20 protein-coding genes and 1 tRNA gene are annotated in these 19,973 nt (G+C 68.2%); 15 read left to right on the forward strand and 6 right to left on the reverse strand.

Features of this window, described 5'->3' with window-relative positions; genetic code table 11:
* The 4 genes from EPD83_RS11270 to EPD83_RS11285 form a co-directional block, all read left to right on the forward strand.
* Positions 1-699 (forward strand): FAD-binding oxidoreductase (locus tag EPD83_RS11270; RefSeq protein WP_165566597.1); only part of this gene is annotated, 699 nt, incomplete at its 5' end.
* Positions 696-2,129, forward strand: a complete 1,434-nt coding sequence (locus EPD83_RS11275; RefSeq protein WP_235950535.1) for an FGGY-family carbohydrate kinase — start codon at positions 696-698, stop codon at positions 2,127-2,129. The genes EPD83_RS11270 and EPD83_RS11275, both read left to right, overlap by 4 nt.
* A 17-nt stretch (positions 2,130-2,146) precedes the next feature.
* Positions 2,147-2,470: a hypothetical protein gene (locus tag EPD83_RS11280; RefSeq protein WP_165566598.1), complete on the forward strand. Its 324-nt coding sequence runs from the start codon at positions 2,147-2,149 to the stop codon at positions 2,468-2,470.
* A gap of 9 nt (positions 2,471-2,479) precedes the next feature.
* Positions 2,480-3,160, forward strand: a complete 681-nt coding sequence (locus tag EPD83_RS11285) for an alpha/beta hydrolase (protein WP_128365674.1) — start codon at positions 2,480-2,482, stop codon at positions 3,158-3,160.
* 30 nt (positions 3,161-3,190) lie between these two features.
* Here EPD83_RS11285 and EPD83_RS11290 read toward each other — a convergent pair whose 3' ends face one another.
* Positions 3,191-3,580: a hypothetical protein gene (locus tag EPD83_RS11290; protein ID WP_128365675.1), complete on the reverse strand. Its 390-nt coding sequence runs from the start codon at positions 3,578-3,580 to the stop codon at positions 3,191-3,193.
* The gene (locus EPD83_RS11295) at positions 3,577-4,458 is read right to left on the reverse strand and encodes an FHA domain-containing protein (RefSeq protein WP_165566599.1); all 882 of its coding nucleotides are present in this window, start codon (positions 4,456-4,458) and stop codon (positions 3,577-3,579) included. The genes EPD83_RS11290 and EPD83_RS11295 overlap by 4 nt, the downstream gene beginning before the upstream one ends.
* 398 nt (positions 4,459-4,856) lie before the next feature.
* Between EPD83_RS11295 and EPD83_RS11300 the strand changes: the two genes are divergently transcribed.
* The 6 genes from EPD83_RS11300 to EPD83_RS11325 all read left to right on the forward strand — a co-directional run bounded on the left by EPD83_RS11300 (position 4,857) and on the right by EPD83_RS11325 (position 11,540).
* A complete protein-coding gene (locus tag EPD83_RS11300; protein ID WP_128365677.1) occupies positions 4,857-6,014 on the forward strand; it encodes a tyrosine-type recombinase/integrase in 1,158 nt (385 codons plus the stop codon).
* A gap of 82 nt (positions 6,015-6,096) precedes the next feature.
* The gene (locus tag EPD83_RS11305; RefSeq protein WP_235950537.1) at positions 6,097-6,312 is read left to right on the forward strand and encodes an excisionase family DNA-binding protein; all 216 of its coding nucleotides are present in this window, start codon (positions 6,097-6,099) and stop codon (positions 6,310-6,312) included.
* Positions 6,313-6,663: 351 nt separating this feature from the next.
* Entirely contained in the window at positions 6,664-7,146 is a 483-nt protein-coding gene (locus EPD83_RS11310) for a GNAT family N-acetyltransferase (RefSeq protein ID WP_128365678.1), read from the forward strand.
* A gap of 1,702 nt (positions 7,147-8,848) precedes the next feature.
* A complete protein-coding gene (locus EPD83_RS11315; protein ID WP_128365679.1) occupies positions 8,849-9,805 on the forward strand; it encodes a thymidylate synthase in 957 nt (318 codons plus the stop codon).
* Positions 9,806-9,894: 89 nt separating this feature from the next.
* Entirely contained in the window at positions 9,895-10,608 is a 714-nt protein-coding gene (locus tag EPD83_RS11320; RefSeq protein WP_205859504.1) for a hypothetical protein, read from the forward strand.
* Positions 10,605-11,540 (forward strand): alpha-glutamyl/putrescinyl thymine pyrophosphorylase clade 3 protein, encoded by a 936-nt coding sequence (locus EPD83_RS11325; protein ID WP_128365680.1) that lies wholly within the window; start codon positions 10,605-10,607, stop codon positions 11,538-11,540. Before EPD83_RS11320 ends, EPD83_RS11325 begins: the two co-directional genes overlap by 4 nt.
* Here the strand turns inward: EPD83_RS11325 and EPD83_RS11330 are convergent.
* On the reverse strand, positions 11,521-12,489 hold the full coding sequence (locus tag EPD83_RS11330; protein ID WP_164896151.1) for an ImmA/IrrE family metallo-endopeptidase: 969 nt from the start codon (positions 12,487-12,489) through the stop codon (positions 11,521-11,523). The two genes, EPD83_RS11325 and EPD83_RS11330, sit on opposite strands and share 20 nt — an antisense overlap.
* Before the next feature lie 112 nt (positions 12,490-12,601).
* Positions 12,602-12,943: a hypothetical protein gene (locus EPD83_RS11335; RefSeq protein ID WP_128365682.1), complete on the reverse strand. Its 342-nt coding sequence runs from the start codon at positions 12,941-12,943 to the stop codon at positions 12,602-12,604.
* 896 nt (positions 12,944-13,839) lie between these two features.
* On the opposite strand from EPD83_RS11335, the gene EPD83_RS11340 reads away from it, so the two are divergent.
* On the forward strand, positions 13,840-14,430 hold the full coding sequence (locus EPD83_RS11340; protein ID WP_128365684.1) for a hypothetical protein: 591 nt from the start codon (positions 13,840-13,842) through the stop codon (positions 14,428-14,430).
* On the opposite strand, the gene EPD83_RS11345 is transcribed toward EPD83_RS11340, so the two are convergent.
* Together EPD83_RS11345 and EPD83_RS11350 are read right to left on the reverse strand one after the other, a co-directional pair.
* Complete coding sequence (locus EPD83_RS11345; RefSeq protein ID WP_128365685.1) at positions 14,425-14,772, reverse strand: hypothetical protein; 348 nt, start codon at positions 14,770-14,772, stop codon at positions 14,425-14,427. The two genes, EPD83_RS11340 and EPD83_RS11345, sit on opposite strands and share 6 nt — an antisense overlap.
* A 180-nt stretch (positions 14,773-14,952) precedes the next feature.
* Positions 14,953-15,027 (reverse strand) — tRNA-Arg (locus EPD83_RS11350).
* Positions 15,028-15,093: 66 nt separating this feature from the next.
* Between EPD83_RS11350 and EPD83_RS11355 the strand changes: the two genes are divergently transcribed.
* From EPD83_RS11355 to EPD83_RS11370, 4 genes are read left to right on the forward strand one after another with little or no spacing between them, the layout of a single operon-like run.
* On the forward strand, positions 15,094-15,522 hold the full coding sequence (locus tag EPD83_RS11355; protein WP_128365686.1) for a response regulator: 429 nt from the start codon (positions 15,094-15,096) through the stop codon (positions 15,520-15,522).
* A 10-nt stretch (positions 15,523-15,532) separates the two neighbouring features.
* Positions 15,533-17,176: an arginine--tRNA ligase gene (locus tag EPD83_RS11360; protein WP_165566600.1), complete on the forward strand. Its 1,644-nt coding sequence runs from the start codon at positions 15,533-15,535 to the stop codon at positions 17,174-17,176.
* Positions 17,177-17,187: 11 nt separating this feature from the next.
* Complete coding sequence (gene lysA, locus EPD83_RS11365; RefSeq protein WP_165566601.1) at positions 17,188-18,627, forward strand: diaminopimelate decarboxylase; 1,440 nt, start codon at positions 17,188-17,190, stop codon at positions 18,625-18,627.
* Positions 18,628-18,656: 29 nt separating this feature from the next.
* Positions 18,657-19,970, forward strand: a complete 1,314-nt coding sequence (locus tag EPD83_RS11370; protein ID WP_165566602.1) for a homoserine dehydrogenase — start codon at positions 18,657-18,659, stop codon at positions 19,968-19,970.
* Positions 19,971-19,973: the final 3 nt, after the last annotated feature.

Raw genomic sequence — 19,973 nt, forward strand, 5'->3', positions numbered from 1 at the left:
TGCCGGGCCTACTCGCAGGAGGACGCCGCCCAGCACTTCGCGCACTTCGCGGGCGGCCGGTGCGTCGTCGTCCTCGTCGCCGAGGGCCCGCGGCTGCTCGCCGAGGCGACGGCCACCGCGATCGAGGAGGTCTTCGCCGCGCGGCCGTGCACCCGGGTCGAGGACCACCACGTCCGGACGTGGTTCGAGCGGCTCAACTGGGGCCAGGAGCAGATCGACGCCGAGCGCGAGGCGATGCGCGAGAACGCCCACCTCGGGTACACCACCGAGGTGTCGGTGGGGTGGTCGAAGGTCGGCGAGCTGTTCGACGCGGTGATGCACCGGGTCCGCACCGAGTTCCCGCGGGCCGGCGACCTGACGATGCTCGGGGCGCACTCCTCGCACAGCTACCAGACCGGGACGAACCTGTACTTCGTCTACGACTACGACATCCGCTGCGAGCCGCGCGAGGAGATCACCGAGTACCACGTGCCGCTCAACGCGATCGTCGTCGAGGAGGCGCTGCGCGTCGGCGGGTCGATGGCCCACCACCACGGCATCGGCAAGTACCGCACGCCGTGGGTGCACGAGGAGCACGGCAGCGCGTGGTGGCTGCTCGAGGGGCTGAAGCGCGCCTTCGACCCCGAGGGCGTGATGAACGCGGGGACGATCTGGCCACTGGAGGGGTTCGACCCGCTCACCGGCCGGTCCGACCCGTGAGCCGGGGCGTCGTCCTCGCCGTCGACAACGGGTCGCAGTCGACGAAGGTCTCGGTGGTCAACGCCGAGGGGCGGGTGCTGGCGCAGGCCTCGCGGCCGCTGCACGCCTACGACGTGTCGGTGCCGGGGCGGGTGGTCCACCCCGGCGACGACCTCTGGGACTCGGTCGTCGCGGCGTGCGGGGCGGCGGTGGCGGCGTACGGGCGGCCGGAGGAGATCGTCGCCGTGGGGCTGTGCACGATCCGCTACTGCCGGGCGCTGCTGGACGAGCGCGGCGGGCTGGTCGAGCCGGTGATGAGCTGGATGGACCCGCGCGTCGCCGGTCCTTTCGACGCTGCCGCCGACCCGCGGGTGCGGTGGGTGACGACGTCGTCGGGCTACGTCACGCACCGGTTCACCGGGCGGTTCGTCGACACCCGCGCCAACTACGCCGGCGCGTGGCCGGTCGACCAGGAGACCGCCGACTGGTCCGAGGACCCCGCCGACTACGTCCGGACCGGGCTGCCCCGGGAGATGCTGTTCGACCTCGTCTCGCCGGGGGAGCGGCTAGGGGTGGTGACCGAGGCCGCGTCGGCCGCCACCGGGGTCCCCGCCGGGGTACCGGTCGTCGCGACCGCGAACGACAAGGCGGTCGAGGCGCTGGGGTGCGGGCTGCGCTCCCCGGACACGGTGCTGCTGTCGCTCGGGACGTACATCGCGTCGATGACCGTCGGCACCTCGCCGTTCCCGCGGGACGACAGCCACTGGGTGAACTTCGGGTCGGCGCCGGGGGAGTACCTGTACGAGAGCGGCGGCATCCGGCGCGGGATGTGGACGGTCAGCTGGTTCCGCGACCTCGTCGCCGGGGGCCTGCCGCCCGGGGTGCGGCCCGAGGCGGTGCTCGACGACGAGGCGGCGGCCGTCCCGGCCGGCTGCGGCGGGCTGGTCGCGCTGCTCGACTGGCTGGCGCCGCCGGACGCGCCGTGGCGGCGGGGGGCGCTCCTCGGCTTCGACGGCTCGCAGGGCCGGGGGGCGATCCACCGGGCGATCCTCGAGGGCATCGCGATGACGATGGCGCGCCACGTCGAGGCCATGGAGCGCGGCCTCGGCCGGTCGTTCTCGACGGTGCTCGTCTCCGGCGGCGGGGCGCGCTCGGACGTGATGACGCAGGTCGTCGCCGACGTCCTGCGCCGTCCCGCCCGGCGCACCGCGTTCACCGACGCCGCCGGGCTCGGCGCGGCCGTGTGCGCCGCGGTCGGCGTCGGGCTGCACCCGGGCTTCGACGCCGCCGTCGACGCGATGGTCCGCGAGGGCTCGGAGGTCGCCCCGGGCCCGGACGCGGCCGTGTACCGCGACCTCCGGCCCCGCTACGACGCGCTCCTGGCCCACACCGACCCGCTGCTCCGCGCGCTCCAGGGCCTGGACCCGTCGGCCGAGGCCCGCGTCCCGTGACGGCGCTGACCCCGCGGGTGAGGCGTCGACTCGAGGAGGACTTCGGGGGCGACGCGGCGCTGCTCGCCGAGGAGCTGGAGCGGCTCCCCGACGAGGTGGGCAGCCGCCAGGACCCCGAGCGCCTCCAGGCTGCTGTCGTCCTCGCCGCACGCGGGTCGGTGGACACCTTCGTCGCCGTGCTCGACCTCGCGCGGCGGGACGGCGCGACCTGCTCGTCAGCGGAGGCGTCGCGCACGCCGACCACCCCCAGGTGCTCGACCGCGAGCTCGGCCCATAGCCCACGGAGCCCAAGACGAGCCCGGGGTTCGACGGGACGGGAGACCGGGCCGGTCACGGGGTAGGGGAAAGGCATGGACGACGTGCGTACCCGGCTCATCCGGACCCACACGCCGCGCGACCCGGAGGCGGTCGCCGTCGCGCTGCACGGCGGCGGCAGCCGGGGCGACCGGGTCCCGGTCAGCCCGGCCCAGCTGTCGGTGCTGCGCATGGTGCCGGTGGCCGCGCGGCTGGCCCGCACCGGCGGACGACGGCTCGCGGTCCGCCGGCTGCTCAACTCCGCCCGTGGGTGGAGCGGTCGGCCGACGCCCGTCGACGACGCCCGCTGGGCCCTCGACCAGGTGACCGACGAGCTCGGTGACGTGCCCGTGGCGCTCGTCGGGCACAGCCTCGGCGGGCGCGCGGCCCTGCTGGCGGCGGACGACGAGCGGGTCCGCTCGGTCGTCGGTCTCGCCACCTGGCTCGCGCCCGACGACCCGGTCGGCGCGCTCCGCGGGCGTGACGTCCTCCTCGTCCACGGCGACGCCGACCGCGTGGCCCGGATCGGACCGGCGGAGGCCGTGGCTTCGCGGCTGTCGACGACGACCCGCGCCGGCCTCGTGCGGGTGCGCGGCGGCAGCCACTCGATGCTGCGCCATCACGACGACTTCGACGGCCTCGCCGCGCGCTGGGTGGCGTCCACCATGCTCGGCGACCCGCCCGGGCCGACCCTCGGCCGGATCCTCGAGGCCGGCGAGCGGTCCGTCGAGGTCTGACCCCGCACTCCGCCCTCATCCCGGGTGCGGCTACGTCAGCAGCGCGAGCGCGGGAACGCCCAGCGCCCCGAGCCACAGGGCCAGCGCCTTGAGCGGACCGAGCAGTGCGGCGCCCGAGGTGGCGACCGCGCCGGCTCCCTTGAGCAGCCGGGCGAGCCGCTCCAGCGCGCCGGCGACCCGGGCCTTGTCGGGTTCCGGGGCGGAGTGCAGCTCGGCGTCGATCTCGTCGACGTCCTGCCGGGCCCGGGCTGCCGTCTGTGGCTCGAGGGCGGCTTCGTCCAGCGCCGCTCGTAGCTCCGCGGCGGTCCGCACCGCGTCCGCCGTCGTCACGAGCGTGCCCTGCTGCCCGCCCGTGACGTGCTGGTCCCCGTCGACGTTGTTGACGACGCCGGCGTTCTGGCTGCCGATGGTGAAGGTCATGGCGTTCCTCTCTGAAGCGAGTACGGATGGGGGAGGTCGCGGCCCAGGCGTCGACGGCGGGAGGACGCCACGACGTGCAGGACGATCCCGAACGTCAGGAGCACCGACCCGAGCGCGCAGACGGCGAACCCAAGCAGCCCGGAGGGCACACCGAGGACCGGCGTGCCGTAGAAGTCGCCGAAGTCCGGCGGCCCCGCCGAAGGCGACCCCAGCCGGTCGCCGATCCGCGCCATCGTCCGCAGGATGGCGTAGGCGAACATCCCGAACCCGACGGCGCTGATGACGAGACCGGCCCACACCAGGGATCGCGCCCTGGTCCGGGTGGCGGCGATCTCGCGGAGGAGGCTCTCGCGCTCCTGCCGGACGTGGGCGACGTAGCTGATGTGCTGGTCCCGACCGACGTTGCTGATGACCCCGGCGCTCTGCTCCCGCAGGTCAAACCGGGCACCGCCACCGGGCGCGCGCCCCGGTGGACGGATTCTTGCTGCGGGCGCTGCAGCCGCTGCGGACGCGGCGACGGCCGGGAACGTCCGGGTATGCGCGGAGGACCCGACCTGGAACACCATCTGCACCTCTCCGAACTGCACGACGTCGCCGGCGGTGAGCGGAGTCGCGGCGTCTGCCGGGTCGCCGTTGACGGTCGTGCCCGTCGTCGAGCCGAGGTCCTCGACGACCACTCCGGACGTCATCCGCCGGATCCTCGCGTGCGTGCGGCTGACGTACGGGTCGTCGAGCCGCAGGTCGGCGGAGTCGCCCCGTCCCACGAGCAGCCCGGCACTTGACACGACGACCCGGCGCCCGCGCAGCCGCTCCGGCGTACGGAAGACCAGGCACGGGTCGTCCAGATCCGTCCCTCGGACAGATGTCGGGTGGTCCACGACGATCACGTCCCTCGACGACGACCGGGAGGGCACCGAGTGTGCCCTGTTCACCGCAGGAGGGTCGACATCGTCCCGCTGATACCGACGTCGCGTCCATGGCTCGATCGGGCCGTGGAGGGGACCGCCTCGTCAGGATCGTGACTTTCGAGATCTCTGCCGGTTGCCACGTTCTTCTCGACCGCGACGTCCTGTGCCGCGACGCTCCTGTGGACGTTGCGGACGGAGAGCACAGGATTCGAACTGTCTGCTGCGGCGTGTCGAGGGCGTGTCTGGCAGAGCCGGATTCGCGCGAGTATCCTTGCAGCACAGCGTGGTTGGTGGTGGACAGACGTGGACACAGATGGTCACGGATGCCCTCCGCTATTGCACGTATGTTGCACGGAAGGGAACGCAGCATGGTCACGAGACGTCCTGGGCGGCGCGGTTTCGGCGCCATCCGGAAGCTGCCGTCCAAGCGGTTCCAGGCCAGCTACCTCGGCCCGGACCTCGACCGGCACGTCGCCCTGAAGACCTTCGAGACGCGGATCGACGCCGAGGGCTGGCTTGCCGGCGAGCGCCGGCTCGTCGACTCCGGCGAGTGGCTCAGCCCGCTCGCACGGGAGGCTCGGAAGCGGTCGGCGCCGACGCTCGAGGACTACGCCCCGGAGGCGCTCCTCAGCCGGCGGGTGCGGGGTGAGCCGCTCCGGCCGCTCACGCTGAAGCTCTACAACGGACTGCTCGAGCGGCTCATCTACCCGACGTTCGGGGACGTGCAACTGCGGGCGGTCAAGCCGGTCGACGTCGTGCGCTGGCACTCCAACATCGACCCACAGCTGCGCACCAGCCGTGCGCAGGCCTATGCCCTGCTCCGGTCGTTGTTCGCGCAGGCGATCCAGGAGGGTGTCCTCGTCGGGGACAACCCGTGCCGGATCCGCGGCGCCAGTGCCACGCGGCGCGAGCGGGCCATCGAACCGCTCTCCGTCGGCCAGCTCGAGCTCCTCGTCCTCCAGACCCCCGAACGGCTGCGTGCCGCCGTGCTCATCGCCGCGTGGTGCGGGCTGCGCTTCGGTGAGGTGTTCGAACTGCGCCGGGGTGACCTCGACCTCGACGCGGCCATCGTCCACGTCCGCCGCGCCGTCGTCCGCGTCGACGGCGCCGAGGTCGTCGGCCGTCCGAAGTCCGACGCCGGCATCCGCAAGGTCGCCATCCCACCCCACGTGCTCCCGGCGCTGCAGGAGCACTTGGACCAGCATGTCGGCCGCGCGAACCACGCCTTGCTCTTCGCGACCCGCTCCGGTCTGCACTGGACCCACGGCAACTTCTACAAGGCCGCCTGGGTGCCGGCGCGGGAGGCCATCGGGATGCCGAACCTCCGATTCCACGACCTCCGCCACACCTCAGCGGTCCTCGCGGCTCAGACGGGCGCGACCCTCGCCGAGCTCATGGCCCGTCTCGGCCACAGCACTTCCGTCGCGGCGCTGCGCTACCAGCACGCAGCGCAGGGGAGGGACGCGGTCATCGCGGAGGCCCTGTCCGGCATGGCCGCTCGTCACGCCTCTCAGGGTTCGTCGTAGGACTCCCCGTGTGCCTTCAGCGAGCCGAGTGCCGCCACGTGTCCACCCAGGGGGTCTCGCGCCCCTTTAGGAGCTGAAAAAGGTGCACATCACGACGACAACCGCACCACGCAAGTACGAGTCGCTCGCTCACGCCGCCGACCGCACCGGCGTGAGCGTCAAAACGCTTCGCCGACGGATCGCCTGCGGTCAGCTCGCTGCCTACCGCACGGGCCGGCTCATCCGTCTGAACCCGGCGGACGTGGACCGACTCCTCAAGCGCATGCCCACCGCAGGGGTACCGATGTCGATGAAGTGACGCGCGGACTGGTCTCACTCTCGACCAGCCCCCGCGGTGCGGTCGGGCTGGCAGGAGCTCCCTGAGGTAACCATCGAGGTGGCGCTCGTCTAAGCTCTAGCCCGTCACCCACAACCTACGGAGTCATGCACCGCCAAAATCGGTTGCTGAGAGCCCCTCTGCTGACCTCCGACGACGCCTAGGAAGGCTAGTGGCCTCCAGCGATTGCTCCGTCGTCGATGTGACCCCGTGTGCCCGCCCTTCTCGGTGGCCGAGTAGCAGGATTGCGATCGCGGGGGCTGTAGGACCCCAAATGCGAGTGTCCTGAGGAAGTTCCGGGCCACTGTCGGGGTCGCACAGTAGTGTGACGGCATGTTCACTCAGAGGGTCGCTACGCCGCCGGAGGTGCGCGACATGGTTGGATCCGAGGCCACTGAAGTGATGCGCCTCCTAAGCGAAAGCATCGGGTCTCTCTACCCGGAGGGCGAGGCTTGGCTGCGTAAGAGGCTCCGAGATGTCTCTGACGGGAAGGCTCTCTGTAAGGTCGTCAGAACTCACGACGCGCTCTCCGGGGTTGCAATCGTGACACCCAAGAGAAGCAGCGCCGTCAAACTAAGCACACTCTTTGTGGCTGAAGACTCTCGAGGCCAGGGTCTCGGATCCGCCCTTCTAGATGACGTGCTTATTGACCTCGAAGTGGCTGGAGTGAACGAGGTCTACGTTACGGTGGCGCATCACCTGAGCGACACGTTGGGCAGGGTTCTCTTGCCGCGCGGCTTCGTGCGAGTCGCAACGGAACTGAATCGGTACGGGACAGGCCGGCATGAGGCCGTGTTTACGCGCCTGGCTCCATGACTGCGCCCAACAAACTGTTATTCTCCATACGCACACGGCACGCTGAGCGGATTTATAGCGCCGAGAAAGTGCATGAGTTTCGCCGCGTCGTCGTGAAGGTTGCCATTCCAAGTGTCTTGTATATCTACGAGACTGCACCTGTTTCCAAGGTGACTGGTTTGGCAAAAGTCACCGACGTCCTCTTTGGCTCCCCCTCCGAGCTTCTTCGTTTCGAGCACGATCCTGAAGAGCGGCAATACCTCTCAAAATATTTGGCGGGGGCTTCTCGCGCGAGCGCCCTGCACCTCACAGATGCCGCAAGATTCGATGAGCCCCTTGCCTTAAGTCATTTGGGACTGGCCCGTCCTCCACAGTCGTACGTAAGGCTTTCGTAATCCTGTGGGCTATTTTTCTATTCTCAGTGAGACGCCTGGGGCGGGTCCTCAAGTCCGCCGTGCGCATGTGAATTTGTGGTCCCTGCCAAGTCTGGTCCCGGGTCGTCGGCTCTTTTATTTCGACGTCGGAGTAGAGATTCTTGCGGGATCGGAGGCTGTCACAAGCCTCCAGATGATGCTTCCCTTTCGTGTTGAGGAAGGGCCTTGGCCGGATGGCAGCAAGGTCGCTCAGGACCTCTACGAGTCGTTAACGACCTCAGATACGGCGGAGCTCATCTTTGGGGGCCCCGTAGGACATCAGACTAGGGCTGGCCATCATTACCTCCAGATCGGGGACTATCCAAATGAATTGAGGCTCACTCGCGTCGACGTGTCAAGTGTCAAGCGAGTTGACGCGTACACATCGCGGGCCGACTCGTCTCTCTACAAGTTTAACCTCGTGTCCCCCATCAGTCCTGGAGAGCAAGGGTACTTTCGAATGCGCTGGCGGGTCTTCGGCGCCTATCCGCTTTGGCGATGGAAGAGAATTAGTGGGGGAGCACGGATGGACCTCCGAATCTCTGACGTGCGCGAAAGTCGCTATGCCAGTGTTGATCGCTCACTTCGAGACAGAATCCTCGAGATCGAGGAGGTAAACGTCTTCTTGATGGCCTCTCCCAAACTGCAACTCGTCGCGCACAGTCCGGAGTTTCGGTACCTCCGTATCCTCGAACCTGGAGCATGGACAACGTATCTCAAGGGGGCTCACCGCTTCGGAGGTGGGCGTGGACTGTTGGTCTATTACTGGAGGTATCCATCCAAGCAACCCACCAATGGTGGTGCGGTTAGGCGCGTCAATATGAACAATCCCTATCGAGTGTTCCTCGATTTCAATCGTGCTGCATCGGCCACTTGGTGGGTGCAGATTGTTCGCGTGATGGGTGGCGTGGCCCTTGCGCTCATTGCACTGAAGGGTCTAGACGCCTCGCGCCCGTGGGAGTGGGATTTCTCGAGCTTGTCATGGAAGAGTATCTTGGCCATCTTGGGGGTGCCCTCCGTGCTCGCGGGTGTGTCTCTGGTGGAGAAGATGAGGACCGCAGTGGCCGATAGGTTTCTGCGACCCCGTGGGTTGTTCAGGCGTCTTGAGCGCAAGATCTTGAAGAGTGGGTAGGGCGTCGAGGATGGTGCGCCAGCGCAGCTCGCAGTCGCATATGGGAAGGACACGACCCCCGATTTAAGCGCGCGTCCGAGCGAGTCGCCCAGTGCCGACGTAACATGCAGCAACGGCCAGGCGGGAAGGGGCACCCAGGGCCGCACTCACATCCTTCGAGAGCGCCTCGGGAGTGGACATGGGCGCTGTGATCGAAGAAGTCACCTTGGATGACCTGCTCCGGTCCGTCGTCGAGTTCGTGCTCGATCAAGGTGAAAGGACCCTCCCGACGAAGGGTCCTGCCCTAGACACTTGGGCTGCGTCCCTCCGGCTCACGAACCCCCGCGCTCGATTGAGTCGTACCGAAGGAAGGGGTAGGCTCTTTAGCGCGCTGGGTGAACTTTGCTGGTATCTCTCCGGATCCAACGACACGGATCACATCGCCCATTACATCCGCGCCTATCGAAAGTGCGACGAAGCAGGGAAGGTCCATGGCGGATACGGGCCGCGACTATTCGACGCGGATGGGTCCGGCCAAGTGGACTACGTCATCAAGGCCCTCAGGGCGAACCCTTGGACGCGGAAGGCCGTGATCCAGCTCTTCGACCGTTCTGACGTTGCCGCTCCTCATGAGGATGTGCCATGCACCTGCACTCTCCAGTTTCTTATCCGGGAGGGGCGCCTGCATCTAATTACCTACATGCGCTCCAACGACGCGTGGCTCGGGCTGCCGCACGACATCTTCTGTTTCACCATGCTTCAAGAGTTGGTGGCCGTCTCAACCGGCTACCCCTTGGGTGAGTATCAGCACTTCGTGGGGAGCCTTCACCTGTACGAAGCCAACTTCAGCGAAGCGGAGCACTTCATGGGTGAGGGATGGCAATCCACCTTCCATGAGATGGCCCCGATGCCGGAGCAAGATCCGTGGAGCTCCATCGAGACCCTCCTGGACCTTGAAAGGGATATCCGCGAAGGGGCTACTCTCACGGCGGCGGACGTGGAGCAACTGGATGACTACTGGGCGGACCTCGCAAGGATCTTGGCAATCCACGCCAGGGCGGCAGTGAAGGACCTAGCGTCCATAGAGGAACTGCGCTCGCAGCTGCGTACTCGGACTTTTGACCTTTTCGTCGACGACCGGCTTGAACGACTTTAGGAGCGAGACTTTTGTACTCGACCATGACAACTCTCATTGACCGACTTGAGAGCGGGGAGATATCGCAAGTGTTGGACTGGGGATGTCCAGTGCCCTTCTTCGGCGACTACTCGTCGGCCTCCGTCGCCACGGTTGGCATCAATCCGAGCAATCGTGAGTTCGTCAATGTGTCTGGTGCAGAGCTGTCTGACAGTCAACGGCGACTTCCAACTTTGAGCTCTCTTGGAAGAAGTTCCTGGGCGGAAGTCAGCGGCGAGCAGCTTGTAGAGATTGTCAATGCCTGCAGGCTCTACTTCAGGGCCAACCCGTACGATCGCTGGTTTCAGGTGCTCGAAAGACTATTGTCCGGAACGGCCACTTTCTATGGCACGAATCCAAGTGCCTGCCACCTCGATTTAATTCCCTATGCGACCGAGGGAAAGTGGGGAAACTTGCCTGCGAAGGACCAGCGCGCTTTGCTCAACGGGTCTCGGGACGCATTGGGTTTAATTCTTCGAGACTCCGGAATCCGCATGCTAATCCTTAACGGGGCATCCGTGGTTCGCGAGTTCGATCGCCTCCTCGACCAACCGTTAACGGCGAAGGAAATGGAGGGTTGGGCGCTCCCGCGTAGCTCGGGTTCCGACATTCCGGGTTACGCATACACCGGAACTATCACTGAACTCGGTGGCGTGGAGCTAGCCGAGTCGGTGCGGGTATTCGGCTACAACCACAACCTTCAGAGCAGCTTCGGCGTAACCGCCGAGGTCGTCCGGAACATCTCTGTATGGCTCTGCGCAAAAATTGATCGGGCTCAATTATGAAGCCGGCCGACAGAGAGGAAGGCGAACGCCTCTCAGCGGCGCTTAGGGAGCTAAGGCGGGCACTTCCGATGCCAGGGATATCACATCCAAAGCGGCTTGAGGTTCTCGTCGAGCAAATCATCGAAAGTCTCCGTCGGAACGAATACATTCAACGCCTGAGGGGTCGCGACCTCCCATCCTCATCGGCGGACCCGAACTCACCTACCTTCGATCCGCTGATGGCAGCTATCCGCCACGCGAAGGCAGGAGCCGTTGATGATGCCTGCTGGATGGTCTTTCTCTACGTGCATTTTGGAAAACACCGCACGGGTGGTTGGCGCTACGCGAGCAACGTCTTTGGAAAACTCGGTCAAGGCGGAGCGTGGGATTGGGCGGCGATCTCGCGAGACGTGCCCGCCTTCAGGAACTGGCTAGATCGGAACCAGGTCGAGCTGCGACGACGCGACATTCCCGGTGGCTTCGGCAACCACAGGAAGTACGAGAGCCTTGCTGGCTGGTCACCAGCTGGTACCGGCGAAGTCGTGGCCTCGTATGTTGCACTGATCCTCGGCCGTGGGGGTCATGCAGCATTGCTGGCCAGTCTCAAGAGCGCCAGAACGCCAGAGGAGGCCTTCGAGGCGCTCTATCAAGAACTGCGCCGGGTGCATCGGTTCGGCAGGACGGCGGCCTTCGATTACTCCATGCTCATCTCGAAGTTGGCAATCGCTGAGGTTCGACCCGGACACTCATACCTTGAGGGAGCTACGGGGCCCCTGAGTGGCGCGAGGGCTCTCTTCGGCACCGATGCCCACGGTCATCAAAGGTCGGCGAAAGAACTTCGACCTCACGTAGCACGACTCCAGGAGGCCCTCGGCGTGAGCTTCGACGTGGTTGAGGATGCACTCTGCAACTGGCAGAAGAGCCCTGGCTCCTTCAAGCCATTTCGAGGCTAGTCCCGTTCCACCGGAATCGTCGCTTAAGGTAGTTCATCTCGTGGAACCCTAGGCGCCCCGAGAACTGGAGCTGGCCGACGACAACGCCCGGCGAGACGCCAACTTCATGCGCTAGGCGGATAACATCTCTCGCTGCCAGCTTGCGCGTCGGGACCGCAGAACGCAGGTGCGGGGGGAACAGGGTCTCTCCCGCAAATCGGTCCGCCTCGAGCTCTACTCCGTTTATCGCTTCGATATCCTGATGACTGAAGTCATCAACGTAGATTTCCCCAGCACCGTGCAGGAGGACGTGCCCCACCTCATGGAAGAACGTGAACCAGAAATGATCATCTGCGAGGTAGCGACCACTAAGAGCGATCAACGGCGTTCCTCCGTCCAAGAAGCGTGCAACACCGCTGGCCGGACAACCTGACGGGGAACGCACCACCGCCACCAGCACGCCAGCGGCTCCACATAGTTCCGTCAACTTGGGGATGAACTCAGCTGGATCCTTGATTCTCGTCAACGCACGCAGCTGACTCAGCGATGATCGAAGGGCCCCCGGACTCCATCGCGCTGCAGAGAGAGTCCGAGACTGAATCTCTGCTTGCCTGAGCCAGGCAGCGACAGCAACTTCGCTTGTGCTGGCCTTGGTCGAGGTCCTGAACTTGGCTGAGGACAGCATCCGCCCATAGGAGCCGTTCCACGAAGCCACGTCTGGGACGTCGAAGTACTGCAAGCAGGCGTCAATCCGGGCGATCCAGTCGTCGGTCTTCGGAAGCCAACCAAAAGACCGCATGTCCTTCGTTGGCAGCGACCTCGCCCAGGCGTCAGCGGCCAACCGCGACTGATCCTCGTGGTACTGGGCCTCGCGCGTCATCCAGAACTGGGCGTTCCCCCCGAGCACGCCGGCCAGCACTCGTGCCGTCTCCAGATCAATGCCCTCGGCCCCGTCCAGCAGACGGGACACCCGTTCCTCAGCCCAGCCGAGGCCGTCCGCCAAGTCCTCCGACGTCAGTTCACGTTCGTCAAGAACGTCACGGATCGTGTCACCTGGAGGCGAGGCCCAGCGGGGTGCGAAGCTAGATGGCGCGAGCATGAGCCCCGGTCCTCTCTATGCCAACGATCTTCAAGCGTCGAACGCGATCCCAATCTATCTCCCCGTCCTGACGCACTGGACAGGTCTGGTGATTGGCCACGCCGATGAGGATGTAGTCCGACGCGAGGCGGATCTCCACTTGCGGATCGCCGGAAGTGGCCAGAGACGGTGAACCCGCCACCAGCGAAAGTGGTGAATCCGCAGCTCGGATGTCAGCAACTCGGCGGATCAGGCTCGCAACCACCAAGGGCGGGTAGTGCTTCGCCGCCTCCATCGGCTCTTCGCAAGCGGTTCGAAGCCGTCGAGTCTGGAAGGCGAGTTCCACGGCACTCCCTCCCGCTGCCGACACTGAGCCATCCGCGCCCACCTGGAACAACTACGACTACAGCCCCGGACTCATCACCGGCCTCACCGTTCTGGAGAGGGTACCTCTTCGTGAGGACTTCCTTACTGGCTCAAGTGCAGCTCCGCCGGGAGAGGTCACCACGGCCCTTAGCGGGCGCAGAGGCGCAGGCGCGGTGGGTCGTTCTACTCAACGCAGCCGTCGAGCCATCGCGTCCAGGAGGCTGTTGACGGCGAGGGTCAGCGTGGGCAGATCTCGGTCGTAGACGCGCCCCGTGTCGAGCCGTTCGGCGAGCTCACTGAGTATCCCTGCGTAGTCTTCAACCGTCCGAGGCCGGGGGTCGACCGGAACGGCGACGCGGTGATGCTCGACGACCTTTACGGTACGGACGGACTCGATGATTCGGTCACGAACTTCGACGGCGGACAGGCCCGATTCAGCGGCCCGGCGCTGCTCCCATGCGCGGTGCCGGCAGGTGGGGGAGCACCACTTTGGGACCCTGCCGCGCGCCGGTACGGGTACGTCTGTACCGCACCATCCGCAGGTCACAACCTGCCCAGGTGCGCGCGGAGATCGACGTTTCCGGTTGGCCGCTGGCTCGGGTGGCTCTGCGCTCATGAGCACCGCCTCGTGCGCACGATCGATGCGTGATTTGGTCGTCACAACGATATACCGAGGTCCGGAATGCATGAGGTGTGCGGCTGACGGGGTTCTGGGAAATCGGGGGTGTCGTCAGCGGCCGGTGGATCGCCCTGTGGGACGGGGCGACGGCGTCAGGAGACTTCGAGCCGAGGCAGGGAAGAGACCGCAGGGCGGATAGCCGAAGCGGGAAGCTCGAAAGCCCGTGTACCCAGCGCGTGCCGTGGCAGGTTGGGCGCATGGGGAGCGTGGACATCGCCGTTGAGACTCTCGCCCTAGCGGGCGTGAAGTATGCCCCCGGGCTGAGCGCGGACGAGCTGAGGGCCGTCGAGCAACGCTTCGGCATCACCTTCGCTCGATCACAGCGCGAGTTCCTCTCGCGGGTGCTGCCGGTCGAGGGGCCGCAGGTGACCGAGCGAGCCGCGTGGCCGGACTGGCGGCACGGAACGACCGAGGAGCTCATGGGCCGTCTGACCTGGCCAACCGACGGCGTCGTCTTCGACGTCCTCCACGACGCCTTTTGGCCGGCGTCATGGGGCTCGCGTCCAGTGGGCAAGGGTGACGCGGAGGCTGTCGCGAGATCACGGCTTGGCGATGTCCCGGCCCTCGTTCCCCTCTTCGGTCACCGATACTTTCCGGCCAGGCCGACCAACGAAGACCCGCCGGTGTTTTCCGTGTGGCAGACAGATGTCATCTACTACGGCGACGACATCGCGGATTGGTCGGCGCGCGAGTTCGGGGGAGATCCGCATCCACGGACGATCAGCCCCGACCGCCGGACCCCCTTCTGGTCGGACCTTGTCGACGGGGCCGAGTCAGAGGACCTATGACGCGCTGAACTCCGCGACGACCTCGATGAGGCCGACGATGTTGTCGTTCAGCGCTTGGAGGTCCTCGGCTGGGATCCAGTACTCGAGGATCGTCGAGCCGCCGACCTGCTGGACGTCATAGGCGGCGAGGAAGGACGTCAGCACCTCGAAGCGCGTGACGTAGCCGGCGCCGCTCGCCTTGACGTTCCAGTCGCGCGCGATCCTCGTCGCGTACTCCTCGCTGAGGACCGGGTAGAAGATCGGCTGGTCCGGTAGCCGCGGTGGCCACGCGCGCCAGCCCGACGCCTCGACCAGGGCCAACTCGGCGGGCCCGGTCGGTCGCCACAGCGTCACCGTCTCCATCAGGCCAGCGTGACAGGAACCTGCAGAGCGGCGCCTGCGGATAACGGGACAGGGGCCGCTGAGACGTGCAACAGGCGTGCAACAGCGGGCCTGGCGCCGAGAGGCTCAATTGACCTGTTGCACGGTTGTTGCACGCTCGACCCCTGGAAACACATCACCGCAGGTCAGAGACCTGCGGTATGGTGCCCCCGGCAGGATTCGAACCTGCGCTCCCGCCTCCGGAGGGCGGTGCTCTATCCCCTGAGCTACGGGGGCGGAACCAGTCGCGCCGTACGTTCGGACGACGGCGCGCACCGACGGTAGCAGCCTACGCTGGCGTCCATGCAATCCGGGCAGGAGGACCCCGGGGGCGCTCGCCTGGTCCTCGTCTGCGACGACACCGAGGCCATCCGACGGCTGCTCCGGATCAACCTCGAGCTCGAGGGGTTCGCCGTCGAGGAGGCCGCCGACGGCCGCGAGGCCATGTCCCGGCTCATCGACCCGCACCAGCCGCTGCCCGCCGTCGTCCTCCTCGACCAGCAGATGTCGCCCTACGACGGGTGGTGGGCCATCGCAGCGATCCGGTCCCACCCACGCCTGGACGGGGTGCCGGTGGTCCTGCTGACCGCCGCGACGAACGACACCCGGCCCGAGGACGCGACCGCCGCCGGGTTCGACGCCTTCCTCACCAAGCCGTTCGAGCCGGAGGACGTCGTCGGCACCGTCTCACGCCTCGCGGCGGCCGGTCGGCGGCGTCGGCGCCGCCGATAAACTCGCGCGGGTGACCCCCGCTGAGCTCTCTGCCGCCATCCGCGGCGCCCTGACGTCCGCCGTCGACTCCGGTGACCTCGCCGTCACCGTGCCCGACGAGGTCCGGGTGGAGCGTCCGCGCAATCGCGACCACGGCGACTGGTCCACCAACGTCGCGCTCCAGCTGGCCAAGGGGGCCGGCATGCCTTCGCGCGACCTCGCCACCACGCTCGCCCAGCGCCTCGGCAGCATCGACGGCGTCAAGACCGTCGACGTCGCCGGCCCCGGCTTCCTCAACATCACCCTCGACGCCGCGTCCGCCGGAGAGCTCGCCCGCACCGTCGTCGAGGCGGGGGAGGCCTACGGCCGCAACGACTCCGAGGCCGGTCACGTCGTCAACGTCGAGTTCGTCTCCGGCAACCCCACCGGTGACCTGCACATCGGCCACACCCGCTGGGCCGCGCTCGGCGACGCCATGGCCCGGCTGCTGCGGGCCTCCGGCGCGCAGGTCGCCACCGAGTACTACGTCAACGACGCCGGCGCCCAGATGGACAAGTTCGCCGCGTCGATCCTCGCCCGGCTCAAGGGCGAGGAGGTCCCCGAGGGCGGCTACCCCGGCGACTACGTCGTCGCCCTGGGCCAGGAGGTGCAGCAGCAGCGGCCCGACGTCCTCGACCTGCCCGAAGCCGAGGCCCTCGCCGTCTGCCGCGACATCGGCTACGCCACGCAGATGGCGAACATCCGCCGGACGCTCGACGCCTTCGGCGTGCACTTCGACGTGTGGTTCTCCGAGACGGAGCTGCACGACGGCGGCGCCGTGGGCCAGGCCGTCGACCGGCTGCGCGAGCAGGGCCACGTCGACGACCGGGACGGCGCGGTCTGGCTGCGCACCACCGACTTCGGCGACGACAAGGACCGCGTCCTCGTCCGGGCCGACGGCACCCCGACGTACTTCGCCGCCGACGCCGCGTACTACCTGAGCAAGAAGGACCGCGGCTTCGAGCAGAAGATCTACCTCCTCGGCGCGGACCACCACGGCTACGTCGCGCGCCTCCAGGCCATCGCCGCGTGCGCCGGCGACGACCCGAAGCACAACATCGAGGTCCTCATCGGCCAGCTCATCACCATCGCCGGCGAGCGGATGGGCAAGCGCCGCGGCAACGCCATCTACATGGACGAGCTCATCGAGTGGCTCGGCTCGGACGCCCTGCGCTACTCCCTGGCCCGCTACCCGGCCGACACCCCGCTGAGCCTGGACGGCGAGGAGCTGCGCAAGCAGAGCAACGACAACCCCGTCTTCTACGTGCAGTACGCGCACGCCCGCACCGCCAACGTCGCCCGCCTGGCCAAGGAGGACGGCGTCGACCGCGCCGACGGCTTCGACGCCGGACTGCTCGCCGACCCCACCGAGGCGACGCTGCTGGCCACCCTCGGCGACTTCCCGCGCGTCGTCGCCCAGGCGGCGCACCTGCGCGAGCCGCACCGGGTCGCCCGCTACCTCGAGGAGCTCGCCACCCACTTCCACAAGTGGTACGACACCTGCCGCGTCCGGCCGCACGCCGACGAGGAGGTCACCGAGCTGCACCGCACCCGCCTGTGGCTCAACGACGCCACCCGCCAGGTGCTCGCCAACGGCCTCGGCCTGCTCGGCGTCAGCGCCCCCGACCGGATGTGAGGGGCTGAGCGATGCGCGTCCACGAGGCCGGGGCCCTCCACGCCGAGGGCTACGGCGGCCCCCCGCTCTACCTGCCGTACCCGAGAGACGTCATGCAGCTGCTGCCGATGCTGTGGTCCTCGTCGGTGTCCCGCGACGACGAGGGCCGCCTCACCGTCGGCGGCGTCGACGTCGTCACCCTCGCGCAGCGCCACGGCACCGCCGCCTACGTCCTCGACGAGGACGACTTCCGCGCCCGCGCCCGCGCCTTCCGCGACGGCTTCGGCTCCGCCTTCGAGCGGCTCGGCGGCGCCGACGTCTACTACGCCGGCAAGGCGTTCCTCTGCACCGCCGTCGCGCGCTGGGTCATGGAGGAGGGCCTCGCGCTCGACGTGTGCACCGGCGGCGAGCTCGCCGTCGCCCGCCGCGTCGGCTTCCCGCCCGAGCGCCTCGCCTTCCACGGCAACAACAAGAGCGAGGACGAGCTGCGCACGGCGCTGGAGCACGGCGTCGGCAAGATCGTCCTGGACTCCTTCCACGAGATCGACCGCGTCGTCGCGCTCGCCACCGAGCTCGGCGTCCGCGCCGCCGTGATGATCCGGGTGACCGTCGGCGTCGAGGCGCACACCCACGAGTTCATCGCCACCGGCCACGAGGACCAGAAGTTCGGGTTCAGCCTCGCCGGCGGCGCCGCGTTCGAGGCCGCGAGGCGCCTGCTGGAGCATCCCGACGCCGTCGAGCTGCGTGGCCTGCACAGCCACATCGGCAGCCAGATCTTCGACACCGGCGGCTTCGAGGCGTCCGTGCGCCGGCTCGTCGGCCTCCAGGCCCGGATCCAGGACGAGCTCGGGGTGGCGCTGCCCGAGCTCGGGCTCGGCGGGGGCTACGGCATCGCCTACACCTCGCAGCACACCCCGTTGCCCGCCGACGTCCTCGCCGACGCCATGGCCGACATCGTCGAGCGCGAGGTCAAGGTCCTCCACGACGGTGACACCGCGCGGGCGCCGCGGGTATCGGTCGAGCCCGGCCGCGCCATCGCCGGCCCCAGCACCTTCACCCTGTACGAGGTCGGCACCGTCAAGCGCGTCGAGCTCGGCGACGGCCACGCCCGCACCTACGTCTCGGTGGACGGCGGGATGAGCGACAACGCCCGCCCGGCCCTCTACGAGGCCGACTACTCCTGCACCCTGGCCGGCCGGCACTCCACCGCCGAGCCGGTGCTCGCGCGGGTCGTCGGGCGGCACTGCGAGAGCGGCGACGTCGTCGTCCTCGACGAGTACCTGCCGGCCGACCTCGCACCCGGCGACCTCATCGCCGTCCCCGGCACCGGCGCCTACTGCCGCAGCCTGTCGAGCCAGTACAACCACACCCCGCGGCCGCCCGTCGTCGCCGTCCGTGGAGGCGAGTCCCGGGTCATCGTCCGTCGTGAGACCATCGATGACCTGCTCGCCCTCGACGTGGCGGACGCCTGAGCCCTAAGACTCGAGGAGACCCTCCCACCATGGCGCACGATCCCGGTGCTCCGTTGCGCGTCGCGCTGCTCGGCTGCGGCGTCGTCGGCTCGTCCGTCGCCCGCATGCTGGTCGAGCAGGCCGACGACCTCGCCGCCCGCTGCGGCGTCCCGCTCGAGCTCGTCGGCATCGCCGTCCGCCGCCCCGGCCGCCCCCGCCCGGACGTGCCGGTGGACCCCTCGCTCTTCACCGCCGACGCCGAGGAGCTCGTGACCCGCGCCGACGTCGTCATCGAGGTCATCGGCGGCATCGACCCCGCCCGCGGTCTCATCCTGCGCGCGATGGAGCACGGCGCGTCCGTCGTCTCGGCGAACAAGGCGCTCGTCGCCGAGGACGGCCCGACCCTGTTCGAGGCGGCGGCGAAGCACGGCGTCGACGTGTACTACGAGGCCGCCGTCGCCGGGGCCATCCCCATCCTGCGGCCGGTGCAGGAGTCGCTGGCCGGCGACCGCGTCCACCGGGTCATGGGCATCGTCAACGGCACGACGAACTTTGTCCTGGACAAGATGGACGGCACCGGCGCCGGGTTCGCCGAGACCGTCGCCGAGGCCCAGGCGCTCGGGTACGCCGAGGCCGACCCCACCGCCGACGTCGAGGGCTTCGACGCCGCCGCCAAGGCCGCCATCCTCGCGAGCATGGCCTTCCACACCCGCGTCTCCGCCGCCGACGTGTACCGCGAGGGCATCACCGAGGTCACCGCCGCCGACATCCGCGCCGCCCAGGACAACGACTGCGTCGTCAAGCTCCTCGCCATCTGCGAGCGCGTGACGAGCGACGGCTCGGACGCCGTCAGCGTGCGGGTCCACCCGGCGATGGTGCCGCTCGGGCACCCGCTGGCCAGTGTCCGCGAGGCCTTCAACGCCGTCTTCGTCGAGTCCGCCGCCGCCGGCGAGCTGATGTTCTACGGCCGCGGCGCCGGCGGCGACCCCACCGCCTCGGCCGTGCTCGGCGACGTCGTCGCCGTGGCCCGGCACCGGGTGGCCGGTGGGCGCGGGCCGGGGGAGTCGGCGTACGCGGACCTGCCGATCGTCGACCTCGGGCAGGCCGTGACGAGGTACCACATCAGCCTCGACGTCGCCGACCGGCCGGGCGTGCTGGCCCAGGTCGCCACCGCCTTCGCCGAGCACGGGGTGTCCATCGAGACCGTCCGCCAGCAGGCCGGGCCCGACGGCGACGGCCGGGCCAAGCTCATCGTCGTCACCCACCGGGCCACCGACTCCGCGCTGGCCGCGACGGTCGAGGCGCTCGCGGCGCTGGACGCCGTCGAGGGCGTCGCGTCGGTCATGCGCGTGGAAGGGGCCTGAGCG

Source organism: Phycicoccus flavus, assembly GCF_004025965.2.
In the GTDB taxonomy this organism is placed as follows: domain Bacteria; phylum Actinomycetota; class Actinomycetes; order Actinomycetales; family Dermatophilaceae; genus Phycicoccus; species Phycicoccus flavus.